Source organism: Ureibacillus sp. FSL K6-2830, assembly GCF_038004145.1.
In the GTDB taxonomy this organism is placed as follows: Bacteria; Bacillota; Bacilli; order Bacillales_A; family Planococcaceae; genus Ureibacillus; species Ureibacillus thermosphaericus.
In genome coordinates this window covers 462,455-482,291 of record NZ_JBBOQR010000001.1, presented here as the reverse complement: position 1 = coordinate 482,291, position 19,837 = coordinate 462,455, and the positions used below count along the sequence as shown (strand labels likewise).

At 36.0% G+C, this 19,837-nt stretch carries 23 protein-coding genes; 12 read left to right on the top strand and 11 right to left on the bottom strand.

All coding sequences use genetic code 11. From position 1 onward, the window contains the following. The first annotated feature begins 13 nt into the window (after window positions 1-13). From yneA to tkt, 4 genes are all read left to right on the top strand, one after another. A complete protein-coding gene (gene yneA, locus NSU17_RS02400; RefSeq protein WP_016836871.1) occupies window positions 14-355 on the top strand; it encodes a cell division suppressor protein YneA in 342 nt (113 codons plus the stop codon). After that, window positions 342-998 (top strand): YneB family resolvase-like protein, encoded by a 657-nt coding sequence (locus NSU17_RS02395; protein ID WP_340704190.1) that lies wholly within the window; start codon window positions 342-344, stop codon window positions 996-998. The genes yneA and NSU17_RS02395 overlap by 14 nt, the downstream gene beginning before the upstream one ends. Before the next feature lie 66 nt (window positions 999-1,064). Then, a complete protein-coding gene (locus NSU17_RS02390; RefSeq protein ID WP_016836873.1) occupies window positions 1,065-1,295 on the top strand; it encodes a DUF896 domain-containing protein in 231 nt (76 codons plus the stop codon). 129 nt (window positions 1,296-1,424) lie between these two features. Continuing rightward, window positions 1,425-3,419 carry a transketolase gene (gene tkt / locus NSU17_RS02385; RefSeq protein WP_340704189.1) on the top strand — a complete coding sequence of 665 codons (1,995 nt, stop codon included), beginning with the start codon at window positions 1,425-1,427 and terminating at the stop codon, window positions 3,417-3,419. A gap of 208 nt (window positions 3,420-3,627) precedes the next feature. Here the strand turns inward: tkt and NSU17_RS02380 are convergent, their stop codons facing one another. The 5 genes from NSU17_RS02380 to NSU17_RS02360 form a co-directional block, all read right to left on the bottom strand. Further along, window positions 3,628-4,266, bottom strand: coding sequence for a response regulator transcription factor (locus tag NSU17_RS02380; RefSeq protein WP_340704188.1), 639 nt, complete (start codon window positions 4,264-4,266; stop codon window positions 3,628-3,630). Then, window positions 4,259-5,359: a sensor histidine kinase gene (locus tag NSU17_RS02375; RefSeq protein WP_340704187.1), complete on the bottom strand. Its 1,101-nt coding sequence runs from the start codon at window positions 5,357-5,359 to the stop codon at window positions 4,259-4,261. Before NSU17_RS02375 ends, NSU17_RS02380 begins: the two co-directional genes overlap by 8 nt. After that, on the bottom strand, window positions 5,356-6,039 hold the full coding sequence (gene liaF, locus NSU17_RS02370; protein WP_340704186.1) for a cell wall-active antibiotics response protein LiaF: 684 nt from the start codon (window positions 6,037-6,039) through the stop codon (window positions 5,356-5,358). The genes NSU17_RS02375 and liaF overlap by 4 nt, the downstream gene beginning before the upstream one ends. A 102-nt stretch (window positions 6,040-6,141) precedes the next feature. Further along, window positions 6,142-6,786 carry a PspA/IM30 family protein gene (locus NSU17_RS02365; protein ID WP_340704185.1) on the bottom strand — a complete coding sequence of 215 codons (645 nt, stop codon included), beginning with the start codon at window positions 6,784-6,786 and terminating at the stop codon, window positions 6,142-6,144. Between the two features lie 13 nt (window positions 6,787-6,799). Beyond that, window positions 6,800-7,147, bottom strand: a complete 348-nt coding sequence (locus tag NSU17_RS02360) for a lmo0954 family membrane protein (protein WP_016836879.1) — start codon at window positions 7,145-7,147, stop codon at window positions 6,800-6,802. Between the two features lie 226 nt (window positions 7,148-7,373). On the opposite strand from NSU17_RS02360, the gene sirA reads away from it, so the two are divergent. Next, a complete protein-coding gene (sirA, locus tag NSU17_RS02355) occupies window positions 7,374-7,799 on the top strand; it encodes a sporulation inhibitor of replication protein SirA (protein WP_340433660.1) in 426 nt (141 codons plus the stop codon). Window positions 7,800-7,908: 109 nt separating this feature from the next. Here the strand turns inward: sirA and NSU17_RS02350 are convergent, their stop codons facing one another. Both NSU17_RS02350 and phaQ read right to left on the bottom strand, forming a co-directional pair. After that, window positions 7,909-8,403, bottom strand: a complete 495-nt coding sequence (locus tag NSU17_RS02350) for a PhaP protein (protein WP_340704184.1) — start codon at window positions 8,401-8,403, stop codon at window positions 7,909-7,911. Between the two features lie 76 nt (window positions 8,404-8,479). Then, a complete protein-coding gene (gene phaQ / locus NSU17_RS02345) occupies window positions 8,480-9,049 on the bottom strand; it encodes a poly-beta-hydroxybutyrate-responsive repressor (RefSeq protein WP_340704183.1) in 570 nt (189 codons plus the stop codon). Between the two features lie 209 nt (window positions 9,050-9,258). Between phaQ and NSU17_RS02340 the strand changes: the two genes are divergently transcribed. The 5 genes from NSU17_RS02340 (at window position 9,259) to NSU17_RS02320 (ending at window position 13,158) form a co-directional block, all read left to right on the top strand. After that, window positions 9,259-9,711, top strand: coding sequence for a polyhydroxyalkanoate biosynthesis repressor PhaR (locus NSU17_RS02340; RefSeq protein ID WP_340704182.1), 453 nt, complete (start codon window positions 9,259-9,261; stop codon window positions 9,709-9,711). A 39-nt stretch (window positions 9,712-9,750) separates the two neighbouring features. Continuing rightward, a complete protein-coding gene (locus NSU17_RS02335) occupies window positions 9,751-10,530 on the top strand; it encodes a beta-ketoacyl-ACP reductase (RefSeq protein ID WP_340704181.1) in 780 nt (259 codons plus the stop codon). Between the two features lie 35 nt (window positions 10,531-10,565). Further along, window positions 10,566-11,651: a class III poly(R)-hydroxyalkanoic acid synthase subunit PhaC gene (phaC, locus tag NSU17_RS02330; protein ID WP_340704180.1), complete on the top strand. Its 1,086-nt coding sequence runs from the start codon at window positions 10,566-10,568 to the stop codon at window positions 11,649-11,651. A gap of 288 nt (window positions 11,652-11,939) precedes the next feature. Further along, window positions 11,940-12,167, top strand: coding sequence for a YneF family protein (locus NSU17_RS02325; protein WP_096550754.1), 228 nt, complete (start codon window positions 11,940-11,942; stop codon window positions 12,165-12,167). Window positions 12,168-12,978: 811 nt separating this feature from the next. Then, the gene (locus NSU17_RS02320; RefSeq protein WP_340704179.1) at window positions 12,979-13,158 is read left to right on the top strand and encodes a hypothetical protein; all 180 of its coding nucleotides are present in this window, start codon (window positions 12,979-12,981) and stop codon (window positions 13,156-13,158) included. 350 nt (window positions 13,159-13,508) lie between these two features. Here the strand turns inward: NSU17_RS02320 and NSU17_RS02315 are convergent, their stop codons facing one another. Continuing rightward, complete coding sequence (locus NSU17_RS02315) at window positions 13,509-14,438, bottom strand: alpha/beta hydrolase (protein WP_172597857.1); 930 nt, start codon at window positions 14,436-14,438, stop codon at window positions 13,509-13,511. A gap of 231 nt (window positions 14,439-14,669) precedes the next feature. Here NSU17_RS02315 and NSU17_RS02310 point away from each other — a divergent pair, with 231 nt between their 5' ends. Together NSU17_RS02310 and NSU17_RS02305 are read left to right on the top strand one after the other, a co-directional pair. Continuing rightward, a complete protein-coding gene (locus tag NSU17_RS02310) occupies window positions 14,670-15,851 on the top strand; it encodes an acetyl-CoA C-acetyltransferase (protein ID WP_096550757.1) in 1,182 nt (393 codons plus the stop codon). 39 nt (window positions 15,852-15,890) lie between these two features. Further along, complete coding sequence (locus NSU17_RS02305) at window positions 15,891-16,133, top strand: YqkE family protein (protein ID WP_016836889.1); 243 nt, start codon at window positions 15,891-15,893, stop codon at window positions 16,131-16,133. A 155-nt stretch (window positions 16,134-16,288) separates the two neighbouring features. Here the strand turns inward: NSU17_RS02305 and NSU17_RS02300 are convergent, their stop codons facing one another. From NSU17_RS02300 to NSU17_RS02290, 3 genes are all read right to left on the bottom strand, one after another. Then, window positions 16,289-17,629 carry an amino acid permease gene (locus NSU17_RS02300; protein WP_340704178.1) on the bottom strand — a complete coding sequence of 447 codons (1,341 nt, stop codon included), beginning with the start codon at window positions 17,627-17,629 and terminating at the stop codon, window positions 16,289-16,291. A 464-nt stretch (window positions 17,630-18,093) separates the two neighbouring features. Continuing rightward, window positions 18,094-18,567 (bottom strand): VanZ family protein, encoded by a 474-nt coding sequence (locus tag NSU17_RS02295; RefSeq protein ID WP_340704177.1) that lies wholly within the window; start codon window positions 18,565-18,567, stop codon window positions 18,094-18,096. An 8-nt stretch (window positions 18,568-18,575) separates the two neighbouring features. Continuing rightward, window positions 18,576-19,475, bottom strand: coding sequence for an aldo/keto reductase (locus NSU17_RS02290; RefSeq protein WP_340704176.1), 900 nt, complete (start codon window positions 19,473-19,475; stop codon window positions 18,576-18,578). Between the last annotated feature and the right edge of the window lie 362 nt (window positions 19,476-19,837).

Below are 19,837 nucleotides of genomic sequence, written 5' to 3'. Positions count from 1 at the left end.
AGGGGAACGGAAAATGAGTTGGTTAGAGAAGAATCATTATATTAAAATTCTATCTATTGTAACATTACTCATTATTGCTTATATTTTCATTACAGATGATGGAGATATGACGTTTGAACAAATTACAATTAAAGAAGGCGATACGCTTTGGACATTAGCAGATCGCTATAAAGGATATATGACGACGGAGGAATGGATTCGAACAGTAGCGAAGGAAAACAACATCAACGTTGATTATATCATTGCAGGTGAGACATTAATGATTCCTATTCCGAAAGATGCAATCTATATTGCGATGAATGAAGAAGAAATTCAATCAATAAAGGTAGCTGTAAAAGACAATGAAAGAAAATAAAGCGGTTATATATGCAAGGGTAAGCACTGAAAAAAACGAGCAAGAAACTTCATTAGAACGACAAAAAGAGGAACTCTCAATCTATGCCCAACAATTAGGGTTTCAAGTAGTCAATATTTTCGAAGATCAACATAGCGGATATGATGTAAACCGAGAAGGGTTGCTCGAAATGATGGATTATATTGTGGAACACAATATTGGAAGTGTTTTCGTTCAAGATGAAACGCGTTTAGGCCGTGGACATGCCCGCGTTGCAATATTGCATTTGCTAAAAAAAAGCGATATAGAAATATATTCTCTTAATGATGCCGGTCCATTAACAATGAATGAAATGGATACGATGCTGTTAGAAATTTTAGCTATTGTTGAAGAATATCAGCGGAAAATACATAATGCCAAAATAAAACGAGGAATGCGTCGAGCAGTGGAAAACGGATATCGCCCTGAACGAAATTTTAAAAATAAACATAAACGTGAAGGGAGAGAACGGATTGATGTTCCGATTGAAGAAGTTGTCAATTTACGGGAAAAGGGGTTAACATTCCAAGAAATTGCTTCAATTTTGAGAGGTTTAGGATATGAGGTAAGTAAAGCAACTGTTCATCGCAGATATATGGAATATAAAGAAAGACTCGAAGATTAATCTACTTGCACTTCGAGTCTTTTTTGCATATCCTTTTATGTATTGAAAAGGAAAGGTGTGAATGGAATGTTGTCTAAAGAAAAAATTGCCCGCATCAATGAATTGACGAGAAAAGCGAAGGAGGGCAAATTAACAGAAGAAGAAGCGAAAGAGCGCACAATGTTAAGGAAAGAATATTTAGAGGCTTTCCGTGAGTCATTTAGAAAGACGATTGAAAATGTGCAAGTATATGATATCGAAGGTAACGATGTCACACCGGATAAAATAAAACAGCTTCGCCGCAATAAATTAAATTAACGAGTTATAAGTATATTGCTATCTAAAGTAAAAAATATGACATTCCTAAAAATTAGATTGTTTTCTCTGTAAATGTTGTCTAAACTGAATACGGAACAAATATTTAGCACGAGAAAGGATGTCAATCATATGACGACTACAGCGGATTTACTCGCAATTAACGCAATCCGAACTTTATCAATTGACGCCATTGAAAAAGCGAACTCTGGGCATCCAGGTCTTCCAATGGGTGCAGCTCCAATGGCATACACATTATGGACGAAACAAATGCGCCATAATCCAAAAAACCCAAAATGGTTTAACCGCGACCGCTTTATTCTTTCCGCAGGACACGGTTCCATGTTATTATACAGCCTTCTCCATTTAGGTGGATATGGCTTAGATATGGAAGAAATCAAAAATTTCCGCCAATGGGGTTCAAAAACGCCTGGGCATCCTGAGTACGGTCACACAGTAGGGGTTGAAGCAACAACTGGCCCACTTGGACAAGGTATTGCAATGGCTGTTGGTATGGCGATGGCTGAACGTCACTTAGCAGCTATATACAATAAACCTGGTCATGAAATTGTAGATCATTATACTTTTGCTCTTTGCGGTGATGGAGATTTAATGGAAGGCGTTGCTGGCGAAGCTATTTCATTAGCAGGACATTTACAACTTGAAAAATTAATCGTACTGTACGATTCAAATGATATTTCATTAGACGGCGATCTTTCAAAAGCCTTCTCTGAAAACATTCAAAAGCGTTTTGAAGCTTGTGGATGGAACTATATTCGTGTAGAAGATGGCACAGATGTGGATGCAATTAATGACGCCATTGCACAAGCAAAGCAGTCAAAAGGGAAACCAACATTAATTGAAATAAAAACAGTAATTGGTTATGGTTCACCAAATAAATCTGGAAAATCCGATGTTCACGGTGCACCACTTGGAGCTGACGAAGTTCAGTTAACGAAGGAATTCTATGGCTGGAAGCACGAGCCGTTTGAAATTCCGGAAGAAGTGTATGAAACATTCAAAGCAGCTGCTGAAGTAAACGGTGTACAGGCTGAGGCAGAATGGAACGAGAAATTTGAAAACTATAAAAAGGAATATCCAGAATTAGCAGAGCAATTTATGAAAGCTATGAATAATGAACTTCCAGAAGATTTTGATGAAGAGATTCCTGCATATGAGCCTGGAAAATCTATTGCGACTCGTTCATCTTCTGGCGATGTAATTAATGCATTAGCGAAAAAAGTGCCTTATTTCTTTGGAGGAAGTGCCGACCTTGCTGGTTCTAACAAAACAACAATTAAAGGTGGAGGCGATTTTTCAGCGCAAACACCTGAAGGTCGCAACGTTTGGTTTGGCGTGCGCGAGTTTGCGATGGGTGCAGCTTTAAACGGTATGGCGCTACATGGTGGTTTAAGAGTATTTGGTGGTACATTCTTCGTCTTCTCTGATTATATTCGACCAGCAGTTCGCTTATCTGCATTGATGGGACTACCAGTTACTTATGTGTTCACGCACGACTCAATCGCTGTAGGGGAAGATGGGCCAACACATGAGCCAATTGAACATTTAGCATCTTTCCGTGCTATGCCAAATGTTTCTGTTATTCGCCCTGCTGATGCAAATGAATCAAAAGAAGCATGGAAACTTGCCATTCAATCAACAAATCAACCAACAATTTTAGTGCTTTCACGCCAAAACTTGCCTGTGCTTGAAAATACAGCAGCTCTAGCTAAAGAAGGTGTTGCAAAAGGTGCATATGTCGTATCACCAGCGACAAAAGATACACCAGATGCTATTCTAATCGCTACAGGTTCTGAAGTTGCATTAGCGGTGAAAGCTCAAGAGAAATTACGAGAAGATGGTATCGATGTATCGGTTGTATCGATGCCGTCTGTTGATCGATTTGAACAGCAGTCTGCTGAATATAAAGAATCCGTATTGCCAAAAGCGGTGACAAAACGATTGGCTATTGAAATGGGTTCTTCTTTAGGCTGGCATAAATATGTTGGCACTGAAGGAGATGTACTTGCGATTGATAAGTTTGGTGCAAGTGCCCCAGGAGAAGTGGTAATGGAAAAATACGGATTTACTGTCGACAATGTAGTGGCAAAAGTAAAAGCATTATAATGGTGAAAGAAGGATATCTTCTATATAGAGGGTATCCTCTTTTTTTAGTGAAATAGAAGAATTTAAAGTAAATTTCCTTAGGCGAACCTTGCAAGGACATTTTGAGTTTATTTGAAAGAATCGTGGGAATTCGTTCGACTAGCGGAGGAGCATAGAAGAAGCAAGGATGCCCAGAAAGCATACAACTTTCTAAACACCCCGTAACGCGTTATTTCACCAGCCCATTTTGGAATGCATATACCACTGCTTGGGTTCTGTCTTGAACTTCCAATTTCGATAAGATATTGCTCACGTGCGTTTTTACGGTTTTCAAAGCGATAAATAATTCATCTGCAATTTCTTGATTTGATTTACCTTGGGCTATAAGTAATAATACTTCCATTTCCCGATCAGTTAATTGTTCATGAAGGGGATGGCTATTTGTATTTCGCATCCGGTTAATCATCTTTGAAGTGACTTCAGGCTCCAAAACGGATTCGCCACTAACGGTTTTTCGAATCGCTTCTGCAATTTGTTTGGCATTGGAAGTTTTTAAAATGTAGCTGATAGCGCCAGCTTCTAGTGCAGGGTAAACTTTATCATCATCAAGAAAACTTGTCACCATCATAACTTTTGCTTCCGGCCATGCTTTTAAAATTACTTTCGTCGCTTCAGCACCGTTCATAACTGGCATCACATTATCCATCAAGATAATATCAATGTCAGGCTTAAGCTGGAGAATTTTTTCCACTGCCTCTTGACCATTACTTGCTTCTCCGACAACGGTCATATCTGATTGGGCTGATAGGTATGCAGAGACACCGATGCGAACCATCTCATGATCATCGGCAATGAATACTTTAATCATCTGATTCACCTCCCGAATTTTTCTGTTCCATCAAATGCTTTTCCCGTATTTCATCAAGTGAAATCTTTTCTTCCATCTCATCTTGTGCTTTCAATGGTACTTTTACTTCAACAATGGTTCCTTCGCCAGGCACCGAAACTATTTTATATTTTCCTCCAATTTCCACAGCACGCTCCGCGATGTTTCGTAATCCATAAGAAGTCGTATTGGATTCTTTATTCATATCAAATCCGCGGCCATTGTCTTGAATTCTTAATATTGCCAGTTGATCTCTTTCGATCAGTAGCAGTTCCACTTCCGTTGCTTTTGCATGGCGCAACGTATTCGATAACGCTTCTTGAGCGATGCGGAATAAATGGTCTTCCTCAGCTTTTGAAAGCTGAATCTCTTCAATTTCATATTCAATTTCAACGTTGACTTTTTGCTTTAATTCGTTAATTAATTCTTTTAACCCTTGAGCAAGGGTATTGTTTTTTAATGCGATTGGTCGGAGATGTAATAACAATGCACGCATTTCTAATTGGGCTTGCTGCACCATTTTTTCAATTTGTATTAGCGTATGTTTTGCATTATCCGGTGGAGTCTCCGTTTCAGTTATGGAAGATAACAACATCGACGCAGCAAACAATTGTTGAGAAACGGAATCATGAAGTTCCCTTGCAAGTCTTTGTCTTTCTGCGATAATACGTTCCTGAATGATTTTGTCACTTGCTTCTGCTTTTTCATTGGATAAACGTTGCAGACTTTTTCGTTGCGTTACGATTAATTCATTCGTTTCAATTAAAGCTTTTCGGAGTGGATAGGAAACGTTTCGTTTAACAGTTAGCTCAGGCTCAGCCAATTGCTTTACATAATGTAATGTAGTGAATTCTTTTGATTTTTCTACAATCATCCACCATAAGCTTATGAAAAAGCTGATAATGAACGTACCAATTACAATAATTGCAAAAAGCGGCAGCTCGTTATAATAATTTTCCCATATAGGACTCCAAGTTGTTTCATTTGGTACACCATATAATAAATAGAAAAGTCCAAAAAACATACCTAAAATAATCAGTGAAATCGTAAAGGTGCGGAATATCAGTGAAATCATTTCCGAATCACCTCCACATCCCCAAGCCAAGTAGCCACATGAATAACTAGTTTTCGTTTTGCTTCATTCGGGTCACCATCTTCAAAAACAAGCCGTTCATTCCACAATCTTTTCGGTGAATAATGCAATAATTTTGCCTCACCAATTAGAGTAGAATATTGAATGCGGAAAGGAATTTCATAAGGTAAAATAATTTTTATTTTTCCTATCCCTTGGCGAATCGTTATGACAGAAGTACCTGCTGGTAAAATCGTTTCTGTCACATCAATCGTGTAATCGCCTAAAAAGTTTTGGATTTGGATATCTTGCCATTTATAATTTTCCATTGGAATGGATGAGGTGTGTAGTAAATCATTTTTCTGAACTGTCCCTAATTCAAAGTCTTTTGCTAAAATGGTTACTTCTTTATGATGTTTTGTTAAATGTTTAAAGAGAATATAAATGATTACGCAGACGATAAAGAATCGCAAACTCCAAATGGTGATAATAGCTAAAAAGATAAAAAAAGCACCTAACCAAAAATACAGCTTTTTCTCTTTTACAAAACTTTTATAAAGAAGAAATGCACCAATAATTAGAAAGAAGGCACCACCGTTATTGAAAATGGTTAGCTCCGCAAAAACAATAAGCAACATCATAATAAAAATGGTTGTTAACTGCTTCGTCGTCAAACTTTTCAACGTGGTTCCTCCTTCATGTTGCACGATAAATGTTTAATAATAATAAAGAAGGGAGAAAATTCCCTTCTTAATTTCTTATCTTTTTCATTATAGCATGTTCGATTATTCCTTTAATGAGAGTATCGATGTTTCATCGTTATTTTTGGTTGATTGTTGTTCTAATAGGGCTAAGCGAGTTTCGAGTTGAGTATATTCGTAGTTTTTCTCAATTTTATTTGATAGTTGATCAATATAAGTTGATAGCTCATGGAAGTTCATATCTTCAGAATTTAATACACGATTCATCTTTACATTCGCTCGCACGACATTTTCTTTCCCCATTAATTGCAGTTGTCGAACTTTCATATCTTGAATCTTATGCTTCATCATTTCAAATTTTTGTTCTAATTGAATGACTTCCTCCTTCGCTTGATTTAAGCTTTCTTGTAATGTCATTTGGCGGCTTTTGTAAGTTTCCACTTCTTGTGTCGCAAAGAGAATTAAATCTTCTTCACCGCTAGCTTTTGCTAAATCCAATTGATTTGTTCTTCTCTCTAGCATTTTGCCAGTTTCTTTTAAATTTTGTTCCAATTCTTCTTTTAATAATCTTTGTCTTTCTAATAGTTTCCCTGTTTGTTCTGTTTGTTTTTCAGCTTCGCGAATATATTGATTTAACATAGCAATTGGATTTTTCGCTTCTTTTTTGTCAAACAGTGCATGTAAATCTGCTTCTAATGTATAGCGAAAACGTTTTAATAAACTCATCATTTAAAATCTCTCCTTATTTTGTAATTTTTGACCATTCATTTTCAAAGTTTGTGAAAGGATCATCCTCTTCTTTGATAGGAAGTGTAATATCTTCATTTTTCCATTTTTTATATAGCGCATATAAGAGGACGATTGCTACAAGACCAACTAAAGCAGGGATATTGGATACAGCCATCAATAATCCAATTAAACCAATGAATATCCAAATCACCTTGCTAAAAACAGAATTACTTTTAACGTAATAGTGCATTCCTAGGAATACAAAAGCTAAGGCAAAAGCTAGCCCTAATAAAGGTCCTAATGTTCCAAGGATAATGAATACTAGAACCACTGCTGCAAGCAATAAGAGTAATTTTTTCATTTTCATTCTCCTTTCTCGTTTGTACCTTAATGTTACAATGCATTACTATTTCTCAAAATGACCTTGAATTGTATTTTCGACTAAGACTCAAGACCGACATTTGGATATAAAAATAGAAGAAAGATTTTATCGGAATTTGGCAAAAAAATATCGATAATTGGGACAAGGTTTGACAAAAAATTCAAAATCTTTCAATTATAATGAGGTTAGGGAGGAGGACAGACAGATGAGAATATATTCAATATTCATCATAAAAAAACAATATCAATCATTCGTTTTTGGAAGGGAAAGAATGCTGCTAGAAATGGTTGCAAAAATAGATGATCAACAGGAGTCCTCTACAAGAAAACAATTAAGTTATCTATGCGAACCAATTGAAGGGGATGTAGAGGGAAAAATTTATCAGCATCTTCAAAAATCTTTTCCTGAAATGCATTGGATGGATGATTACTTAGGGTTTGAACATAAATTAAAAGGCCGAATTAAAATTAAAGTGTTCGAATATTATATTGAAGCCATTTGTGAAGGATCGCGAATGCTTGATTTAGATTTGTTCCAAAGTTTAAGCCAAATAAATGATTCTTTTCTTGCATTTAATAAAGAGGAACATGAATGTGGTTGGTTAAAGCCGGTGAAATATGCGTCGTATTAGAAAGAAATGAAAAACCCTGTTGGCAACATGGGACAACAGGGTTTTAAAGGGGAGTTAGGGGATTTTTTTTAATAAAAAGGAGATTTAACTATAAGTTTAGTAGGAAAAATTATTCTGCAACTGCCAACAATTTTTTATGAGTTTCTTTTAATTGATTAGCAATTTCTTCGATTTTATTTAATGTTTCAATGCGTTCTTGTTTTTGTTGCTCGATTGCTTGTTGAAGCGTTATTTCGATTTGTTTTTGCGCATTTGTAAATAAATCAAGAACTGCGTTGTTTGGTTTCCAAGCTAAATTTTGTGCTTTGTCTGTAATTTCTTGAACGCTTTCCAACCATTTCGAAATGTCATCGAATTGACCTTCTTTACCTAATTCTTTGAAGCTATTTTCAAGTCTTTCTTGCCATTCTCTTGAAGCTTTTCTCGCTTCTTCTTCAATGGCATTAATGGCATTTACGGAAGATTCAATAAATTCCTTTTGTACGTTAAATGTTTGTAGAGCTCTTTTTTCAAAGTCTTCTTGGACTTTTTCAATCGTCTTTAAGCTATTTACCCAGCTGTCCCATACTAAATCTACACCTTTTGCAAGTTGCTCTTTTGCCATTACTTGATTTCCTCCTTTAATGTAACCAGAGTTTAAATTTATAATGAATGCATTTTCATGCATTACATCCAAAAATTTAAGATTGTGGTTGCTCTTCAGGTGCATTGGAACTTTGTGCTTTTGTTTTGCGAGTACGAGTGGATTTAGGTTTTGTCGTGGATGCTGTGGATTTTGCTTTTGTTGAAGTGGTTTTCGTAGATGTTTTTTCTTTGGTTGGTACGTCTGTTGCTTGAGGAGTTGCTGCGAATTGTTCTTCTAATCGTTTTGATGTCGTATTTGGTGTGAAAAATGGATTATATAAATTGAAAAATTGATTTAATAAACGTTGATATTCACTTAAAGAATTAGCCCACATATCTAAATATTTTTCGCCAGCTTCTGTAATGGAATAAATGCGTTTTGCTGGTCCTCCAGAACTTGTATCCCAAACAGAAGTTACTAAATTCTCTTTTTCAAGCTGTCTTAATAGGCGATAAAAATTTCCGTGATCCAATGATTCAATACCAAACTTTGTAATTTTCTCCATCAGTTCATAACCATGAGTGTTAAATTCACGTAAATGTAACAACATGATGGGGATTAAAAAGTTTTTCGGCGTTCCAATACTTGGACTTTTCGGTTTCTTTTTTTCATCTTTCGATACCAATATTTTTACACCGCCCTCTGCTATTTACTTATATATGTAATTTACACATAGATGTATTTGTTGTCAACTGTTTTTGTTTGAAATTATATATTTTTTACAAAAAATTCATAAATTTGTAAATTCTTCATAAGAATGAAATTTCTGCATAAATAATATATTGAAATATGTTATGAAAAAAATAAAAAGATTTGTAGAGGAGATGATCTTCGTTGACCCAATCAACCTTTGATGTTTTTTCTTTATGGAAAGAAATCTATAACAAAACAGAAAGTGCATGGCATGATGCCATTCAAGAAACATTAGAGAAAAAATCTTTTGCTGAAAGTTTAGGACAAATTCAAAGTCAATATGTTCAATTTCAAGAACTTGTCAATAAAATGACGGAAAGCTATTTAAAACAAACAAATATACCATCACGTGATGAAATTGCCAATGTGGCTTCCCTCATTATTGATGTTGATTCAAAAATTGATCAATTGGAAGATGAAATAGAAGAGAAAGAAGAGCGCTTAGTAAAAGAAATGGATGCTCTGAAAAAATCCGTTTCTTCATTAGAAAAGAAACTCGATAAGGTCATTGAATTATTAAATAAGTCGATTGAATCAATAGCAGACTCAAATGCTACTGTAGCGGCAACAACAAACAAAACGGTTTCAAAATAATCTTTAGATAAAAATATATTCAGAAAGGGAGACTGTTTTATGACAACTACAGTATTTGAAGTAGAAAAAGTGAATTCATTAAAACCATTGGAAGGAAAAGTGGCAATTGTAACTGGTGCATCCCGTGGAATTGGTGCAGAGATTGCAAAGGTGTTAGCCAGAAATGGTGCAACGGTTATTGGCACATATAATAACAGCCCAAAACAAATTGAAGATGTTGCGAAAGTAATTGAAGAAGAAGGCGGCAAATTCCATGCCCTTCAAGCGGATGTATCCGTTTTTGATGATACTGAAAAACTAGCAACAGAAGTAAAAGAGAAATTTGGAAAGATTGATATTTTAATTAACAATGCAGGAATTACAAAAGACCGTACATTTAAAAATATGTCAAAAGAAGACTGGGATACTGTAATCAATGTAAACTTAAATGGTGTGTTCAATGCAACGAAATCAGTCATCCAACATATGTTAGAGCAAAATGATGGCCGCATTGTAACGATTAGCTCCATCGTAGGCCAAGCTGGTGCCTTTGGACAAACTAACTATTCAGCAACAAAAGCAGGGATTTTAGGTTTTACGAAATCTTTAGCATTAGAAACTGCTTCCAAAGGTATTACGGTGAATGCAGTGTGCCCTGGATACATCGGAACGGAAATGGTGGCTGCTATGCCGGAAAAAGTACTGAATAATATTGTAGAAAAAGTTCCAATGAAACGATTAGGACTGCCGAGCGAAGTTGCTCAAGCGGTGTTATATCTTGTTCAAGCGGACTATGTAACAGGTCAAGCGATTGCTGTAAACGGTGGTCTATATATGTAAATCGTTTAATTGGAACAATTGATGGGAGGGATTTTGTGGTTACTGTTGATACAACACCATTAAAAGAATGGTTTGAAAGTTTGCCTAAAAACAAAGATTTCGAAAAATTGCAACGTTTCAATAAAGTATTATTTACCGATCCAGAACCTCAAGTGGGTCAAACGCCAAAAGAAATGATCTGGACAAAAAATAAAGCGAAATTATATCGTTATCAGCCAAATAAAGTAAAAACGAATAAAGTGCCAATTTTAATGATTTATGCACTCATTAATAAACCTTATATATTAGATTTGTACCCTGGGAATAGTTTTATAGAGTATTTAACAGACCGCGGCCATGATGTATATTTGCTAGATTGGGGTACGGCTGGTTTCGAGGACCGCCATATGAAATTAGAAGATTATATTGTTGATTATATACCACGGGCTGTAAAAAAAGTGCTAAAACATTCTGGCGCAAAAGAAATCACGATGTTTGGGTATTGCATGGGCGGAACGATGACGGCGATTTTTACTGCTCTTTATCAAAAGAAATTGCCGATTCGCAATGTAGTCTTGTTAACAAGTCCAATTGATTTCGAAGATGCCGGACTTTATACAAATTGGTTAGATAAACGCTACTTCAAATTAGATAATATTGTAGAAACTTTCGGAAATGTACCGTTTGAATTCATTGATTTTGGTAATAAATTATTAAATCCACTTTCAAATACTGTAGGTGTTTACGTCAATGTTGCTTCTAATATTGAAAATGAAGAGAAAATTTTAAACTGGAAGCTAATGCAAAAATGGCTAAATGATGGTGTGCCATTTCCGGGTGAGGCATATCGCCAATGGATACGCGATTTTTACCAAGAAAACAAATTGATTAACGATGAATTAGAAGTTCGAGGTGAAAGAGTATTATTGTCAAACATTACAGCGAACTTATTAAATATTGTTGCCACTCGCGATAATATTGTGTTACCGCAACAAATTGAACCGTTGAATGCTAAAGTCTCCAGCAAAAATAAAACATTGCATGTTGTTAATGCAGGACACGTTTCGGTTATTACTGGTAAACGCGCCGTAGCTGAAAACTATCCATTTATTGAACAATGGATTACTGAAAATTCGAAATAACGAATTTTGAATGATCACAGCATCCGAACAATATTTGAAACTCTAGTACAGAGAGTTTCAAATAAGTTCGGATTTTTTTGAGTTAGATAAAGTATGAAAATTAAAAATATTTTATTTTGGAAAAATATCTTTATATTATAGAGGAATTTGGTTAAAATACATAAGGTATGTAAAGTGTATGGGTTTAGAAAAATTCGGGAAAAACTAGAATCGCTGTTATGGATAGTGTATAATCCATCGTGGAGAGTAAAGTTTTTCTCGGGAAAAGTTGAGAGGGAGGTAAGTATTGTGGAAACTTGGCTAGCGATATTATTAATTATTATTGCGTTAGTAGCTGGCGTTGCGTTAGGATTCTTCCTAGCTCGTCAATCAATGATGAAATATTTAAAAGAAAACCCACCAATTAATGAACAAATGATTCGTGTAATGATGGCACAAATGGGTCGTAAACCATCTGAAAAACAAGTTCGTCAAATGATGGCTCAATTAAATAAAATTCAAGAAAAACAAAAATAATCATACAAGGTTGTCCTGTATCGGAATTATTCTGGAAAGGGATAACCTTTTTTATTGTGGATTGATGAAGTTTATGCATTGGTCATAGTATATTTGCAGTTGAGGAGATCTATGCAGATATGATTGTATTATACGTGTGAGTTTTTTGCAGAGTTGATGAATGATATGCACGAGATTGGTATGTATCTGCTCTTGCGGGTATGATCAATGCACAAGCTAGTGGTTATATGCACAAGAGAGCGAGCTAAATGCACAAGCTAGTGGTTATATGCACAAGTGAGTGAGCTATATGCACAAGTGAGTGAGCTATATGCACAAGCTAGTTGGTTATATGCACAAGTGAGTAAGCTAAATGCACAAGCTAGTAGTTATATGCACAAGTGAGTGAGCTAAATGCACAAGCTAGTGGTCATATGCACAAGCGATTGAGCTAAATGCACAAGCTAGTGGTTATATGCACAAGTGAGTGAGCTAAGTGCACAAGCTAGTGGTTATATGCACAAGAGAGCGAGCTAAATGCACAAGCTAGTGGTTATATGCACAAGCGATTGAGCTAAATGCACAAGCTAGTGGTTATATGCACAAGCGATTGAGCTAAATGCACAAGCTAGTGGTTATATGCACAAGAGAGCGAGCTAAATGCACAAGCTAGTGGTTATATGCACAAGTGAGTGAGCTATATGCACAAGTGAGTGAGCTATATGCACAAGTGAGTGAGCTAAATGCACAAGCTAGTGGTTATATGCACAAGTGAGTGAGCTAAATGCACAAGCTAGTGGTTATATGCACGAGCTAGTGGCTATATGCACAAGTGAGTGAGCTAAATGCACAAGCTAGTTGGTTATATGCACAAGCTAGTTGGTTATATGCACAAGTGAGTAAGCTAAATGCACAAGTGAGTGAGCTATATGCACAAGCGAGCGAGCTAAATGCACAAGTGAGTGAGCTAAGTGCACAAGCTAGTGGTTATATGCACAAGATATTGAGCTAAGTGCACGAGTTGGTGAGAGAAATGCACGAGCAAGAGAAGTAAGTGCACGAGTTGGTGAGAGAAATGCACGAGCAAGAGAAGTAAGTGCACGAGTTGGTGAGAGAAATGCACGAGCAAGAGAAGTAAGTGCACAAGTTGGTGAGATAAATACACTAGCTGATGGATTTTCAGCGTATGAGGATTTGAAATATACATAAAAAGGGAAACTATTGCACTAAATCCATCTATAATGGCGCTGGATTCTACACAAGCCCTCATAAGAAGCTTTATCAATCGAGGGCTTGTTTTCTTTTGTCCGAATTAAATACAAAAGAAGTATAGGAAAAGAATTTGATGCTAATCAAACCTCTCTAATATATATATTTCTCTAAGAACTCGCGAACCGTTTCTTCGTATTCTCTTGGGTTTTCATTAAATGATTGGGCATGAGCTCCCATCTCAAATAGTTTTAATGCTTTTGGGCCATTCTTCAATTCATACATTTCTTCTGTCATTTTACAAGGAATGAATGTATCTGGAATGCTATGAATAAATAGCATAGGTTTCTTAATATTTTTTACTGCTTCTTTCGGTGTGAGATGTTTAAAGCGATAGCCATCTCGGAAACGAATAAAGAAATCCGCTAAATGAATAGGAATATCAGGATTGATGCGGGTTGAATTTTTGACGATGTGACGCAACAATTCTTCAAAATCAGAAAAAGCGCAGTCCGAAATATAAAAATCTACATGATTTCCAACCGTACCTGCATATAAAATCATGGTTGCAGCACCCATCGACTCACCATGAATCCCTAATTTTGCATCTTCTCCAATAACTGAACGAACCATTTTGACAACAGCGTCTAAGTCGAACTTTTCATAATAGCCATAGCTTGTTGTCTTTCCACCGGTCTCTCCATGTCTTCGATGATCGTAAACAAAAGAATTAAATCCTAACCTTTCAAACATTCGCGCATATTTAATTGAATTTATTTTATTTTCCGTGACACCGTGACAAATAATCACAGTGTTTTTCGTAGGGCAAGGTTGTAAAAGTATGCCTTTAATTGGATAGCCGTTAGGGGAATCGATTGTAAATTCATCTCTTTTCACGTGATTATACCAGTTTTCATCAAATCGATTCGCTTTCAATTCTCGATCTAATATAAAATCGTCATCTTTCTTTTGGATGTACATGAGACGATTTGTTAATGCAAAACCAAAAATTGTAGTCAGTACACTAGCTGTCATTGTAATGAAAGTTGAAAACCAAAGAATTTTACGTTTTTTCTTTTTCATCTAGGACTCCTCCTTCGCATTTTTGATAATATGTATAAAGACAATAAATTTTGAAAAGTCGAAAATGAACGCAAATTAACAAAAAATATTAATTATGAAACAAAATATAACATATCATTTGGTAGAATAATATTGCACGGTTTTGAATTGTTTTCTACTAATACATTTTTAGTTTCTAGGATTCACACAAAATCGTGTATACAATGTAAACTGAAATTGGGGGAGATGTTCATGTTAAATGATGTAGTTATTGTAAGTGCGGTTAGAACAGCAATAGGTTCTTTCCAAGGTTCGTTAAAAGATGTCCCTGCCACAACATTAGGCGCGATTGTCATTAAAGAAGCGTTACGTCGTGCAGGAATTCAACGGGATCAAGTGGATGAAGTCATCATGGGAAATGTTTTGCAAGCAGGGTTAGGACAAAATCCAGCTCGCCAAGCAGCAATAGAAGCGGGACTTCCAAAAACAGTTCCGGCTATGACAATTAATAAAGTTTGTGGTTCCGGTTTAAAGACGGTACACCTTGCCTCACAAGCCATTGCAGTAGGTGAAGCCGACATCGTTGTGGCTGGCGGGTTTGAAAATATGAGTCAAGCACCTTATCTATTAAAAAATGCTCGCTCCGGCTTTAAAATGGGCAATCAAAACCTAATTGATAGCATGATTCATGATGGATTATGGTGTGCATTTAACGATTATCATATGGGGGTAACAGCAGAAAATTTAGCTTCTCAATATCATATTACGCGACAAGAACAAGATGAGTTCGCGGCACGTTCCCAAGCTCGTGCAGCAAAAGCGATTGAGGAAGGGAAATTCAAAGATGAAATTGTGCCAGTTGAAATTCCTCAACGCAAAGGGGATCCAATTATTTTCGATGCAGATGAATTTGTACGCCCTGGCACAACGGTAGAAAAATTATCCGCATTACGTCCAGCTTTCAAAAAAGATGGAACAGTCACTGCTGGAAACGCTTCCGGAATTAACGATGGTGCTGCAGCAGTTGTGGTCATGTCTAAGAAAAAAGCGGAAGAGTTAGGAATTAAACCGCTCGCTTCGATTGTGGCAAACGCTGCAGTTGGGGTAGATCCTGCGATTATGGGTATTGGTCCAGCTGAAGCTGTTCGAAAAGCTTTAAAGAAAGCTGACTTAACGCTCGATCAAATCGATTTAATTGAAGCAAATGAAGCTTTCGCAGCTCAGTCTATTGCTGTTGATCGCGAACTTCACTTTGATTCTGATAAACTAAATGTAAATGGTGGAGCAATTGCCCTTGGACATCCAATCGGTGCAAGTGGAACACGTATTTTAGTGACGCTTCTTCATGAAATGCAAAAACGAGATGTGAAGTACGGGCTTGCCACACTTTGCATTGGTGGTGGACAAGGAGTCGCAACAATTATTCAACGATAAGCTGTTGTTTCCACCGCAAAAAAGTAAGCAGGTGAGAATATGGCTAAAAAGAATAAGAACACTAATCATCAAGCAACAAATGAAGGGATTACTCTTCAAGATCAACTAGATAGCGAGTTAATCGCAAAATTAAAAGAAGCAAAGAAAGAATTAGCCGCTGAGGAAAAAAGAAAAGAGGAAGAACGACAAGCACAGCTCGAATTTGAAAGAAAACAGCGGGAGAAAAATATGAGCTTTGCAGAATTGCTTGAAAAGTATGGAGATAAAGGCTCTAAGTACTAATAAAAAGGTGTCGCAAAATAATGCGACACTTTTTTCATTTAGTGTGCTTAAAGATTGATTCGTATCTCTGTCTCGGTAATGAGTTCTTCAATCATCATACCTCAATCTACGTATCACATACATAAAAGGGAATTTCCAGAAAAAACGCCCTGCGCTTATTTTTTCTTGCGAAGGGCGTAAGTAATAAACAAAATAATAAACCAAATCGGAGTAAGTAAAACCGCTATTCTTGTTTCTTCGGAAATCAACATCACGACTAATACAGCCACAAAAAATATCAACACAATATAATTTACAAATGGTGCAAGAGGAGCTTTAAAAATGGATGTTTTATGTAAATCCGGTCTTTTTCTTAAATAAATTATATGAGTAATTAAAATAATGCTCCAAACCCAAATAAAACAGATAGCACTAATTGTGGTGACAATACTAAAAGCTGTATCTGGAATAACATAACTTAATAGAGCCCCTATTGAAACAACGATGGAAGAAATGAAAAGTGCATTTCCAGGGACAAAGTTTTTATTTAATGTTGATAGGAATTTTGGCCCTAGATGGTTCTTACTTAAATTGTACATCATCCGGCTTGTTGAAAATAAACCGCTATTTCCGGCAGAAGCGGCTGATGTTAACACAACGAAATTGATAATGCCGCTAGCCAGTGGAATTCCTGCCAAAGTAAAGACTTGTACAAACGGGCTATTGGTAGCACTTAATTCAGTCCAAGGATTAATGCATAAAATGACAAAAATTGCTCCTACATAAAACAGCAATATACGAATGGGAATTTTATTGATAGCAGAGGGTATATTTTTTTCGGGATTCGAAGTCTCCGCTGCTGCTACCCCCACAAGTTCAACTCCTACAAAAGAGAATACGACCATCTGGAATGCAAAAAGGAATCCAATCATACCATTTGGAAAAATTCCACCATGACTCCAAATATTGCTTACTGACACATGACCAGTATCCGTTTCAAATCCAATCATGATTAAGAAAAAACCGATTACAATTAAAGCAATAATCGTAATTACTTTAATAATTGCAAACCAAAATTCCAACTCTCCAAATAGTTTTACAGTTAATAGATTCAATAAGAGCAATAAAATAATCGCAATCAATGTTGGAATCCATTGAGGGATATCGAACCAATAACGAACATATACACCAACAGCAATCACATCAGCCATCGCTGTCATAATCCAGCAGAACCAATATGTCCATCCTGTTACATACCCTGCCCAAGAACCTATATAATCTGTAGCGAAATCGGTAAAGGATTGATACCCAGCATTGGATAACAGCATCTCTCCTAGGGAACGCATCACAAAAAATAGGGCAGTCCCAACAATAAGATAAACTAATAAAATGGATGGACCTGCTTTAGAAATTGCAGCACCAGATCCTAAAAACAGTCCGGTACCGATTGTTCCCCCGATTGCAATTAATTGTACATGCCTGTTTTTTAATTCTCTTTTTAATTCTTTCTGTTTCATCTTGTTGCCCCCAAGACTCGTTAACTAGGAAAGGAATGACAATTTGCGCTTTCCTAATCTTAGTTATCACTTTTATTAAACAAAATCATCATTTTTTTTGATGGTAACTTCAAAAGTTTATCAATAAACTATTTTTCTTTCAATATCTTATATCGAAATAGAATTCGTAAACGTAATTTTGAGTAGAAAATACCAACGAGAGCAGAATTTTTAACAAGGTTTTGACACTGCTCGTATTATCATCCCGGAACTAACAAGAGCTCAAGCGGTAAAAGTAATAAACATGCTTTTCAAACGAGGGCCATTAACTAATGTAGAAACTCCAACGTTTTCAGATGTTCCAAAAACCCATTAGGCTTTCAGCGAAGTGGAAGAAGCAGTAAGAGAGCAGATATATAATTAGATGATAATAGATAAAACGCAAAACAACCTAGCAAATAGAAGCTAGGTTGTTTTTTGGCAATCTAATAAGATTTTCGATTCAACAAATATTTTATAAAAAAATATATCTTTAGACAAAAAATAAAAGTAATGGCACCTGCCGTATCAATTAAAACATCATCAAACACACCAGTACGTCCATCTACGAAAGTTTGGTGATATTCATCTAACATGGCAATGAAGAATGTAACTACACAAGAAATAACCGCTGCAAATGTCCATTTCAATCGACGAAATAGCAAATATAAGAGCACGGCAACGATTCCATAGCCAATAAAATGCAATGCTTTACGAATCAAAAATTCAACGAAATAATAATATCCACGGGTTTCGACAGAAATCGTTCTCCCCCAATATGTTACTTCAATTTTACTTAACAAGTCATAAAAAGGTTGGTTGCTTAGAAGCACTCTTAATTCAGGAACAATAGTCTGCTGTTCATAAGGCATGCTAGAAAGATAATATAAAATGATTAGCGAAGTGATGACGAAAAACAAATATTTCTTCATCGGTGATCAGTATATATTTCTTGTTTTGTAATACTTTGAATAAAAGAAATGTCGGTGATGTTTTGAGCTTCTTCATAAGCCTTCATATTTATCAGCAGCTGTTCCTTTGTTCTTGCTCCAACAACAATGGATGCTACAGCAGGTTGACTCAAATTATAAGCAATCGCAGCAGGGTGAACCGATCCGTATTGCGATTCAATTTTTTCTAAAATAGAGACAAGCTCTTCTTTCGAGTAATTCAAATAGGAATCGACTTTTTCCACTCGTTTTTTCCACTCATCCGTCAATAATCCCTTTGCAATGGAACCTCGTGTAACAATCGAAACGCCTTTTTCTTCAAAGAAAGGTAGCCATTCCTCTGGTCGTCTATCCAAAATGCTATATTGCATCATATTGGATACGGCTTGGCTGCGTTCAAAAAAGGATTGAAAAACATTTGGACGAATGGAAGATATGCCGTACTCCCGAATGAGTCCTTCCTTTTTTAATTTCTCAAAAGTGTCGATGATGTCATCCCATGGATCGTCGATAGTGCCGCCATGAAGTTGATATAAATCAATATAATCGGTTTTTAATCGGTGTAAACTTTCTTTTACTCCTTCTTCAATATGTTCTTTTGATGCATCCCAATACCAGCCATCACCGTTAACATTCCAGCGATTTCCGACCTTTGTAGCAATGAATACTTGGTCTCGATAGGGCTTTAACAGTTCACCGACAATTTCTTCATTAATGCCTTTATTATATAAATCAGCTGTATCAAAATAATTAATGCCACATTCGATAGCTGTTTCAATTACTGGTTTTGCTTCTTCTAAGTTTGTTGGAAGGGACATGCACCCTAAACTGATTTCGGAAATTTCAAAAGCACTTGTACCTAATCTACGTTTTTTCATCGAATCCCCGCTTTCTTTCTTACATTTACTCAAACGATTGGATATAGAAAAATTATCATAAAACATGCTCAAAATCTAGTAATATCAAGGAATGTAGGGGTTTGAAGTTATGCTCTAAACCCGATTTTAACTCCATTTTGATTTAAAAATGTCTATCAATGCACGATAAAGGCTCAAGACTTAGAGTATGCCAATACTTGGAATAAAACAACAATCTATTGTGGTATATTTTACAAATTTATAATTAAATGTTAGAAGGTTTTATAGACTACAACATTGTTTAGACTTTCGGAAATCTAATTAAATGGTATTTTTCGTTGTCTGTAAACGAAATGCATCGTTGGTGATGGGAAAAATATCCA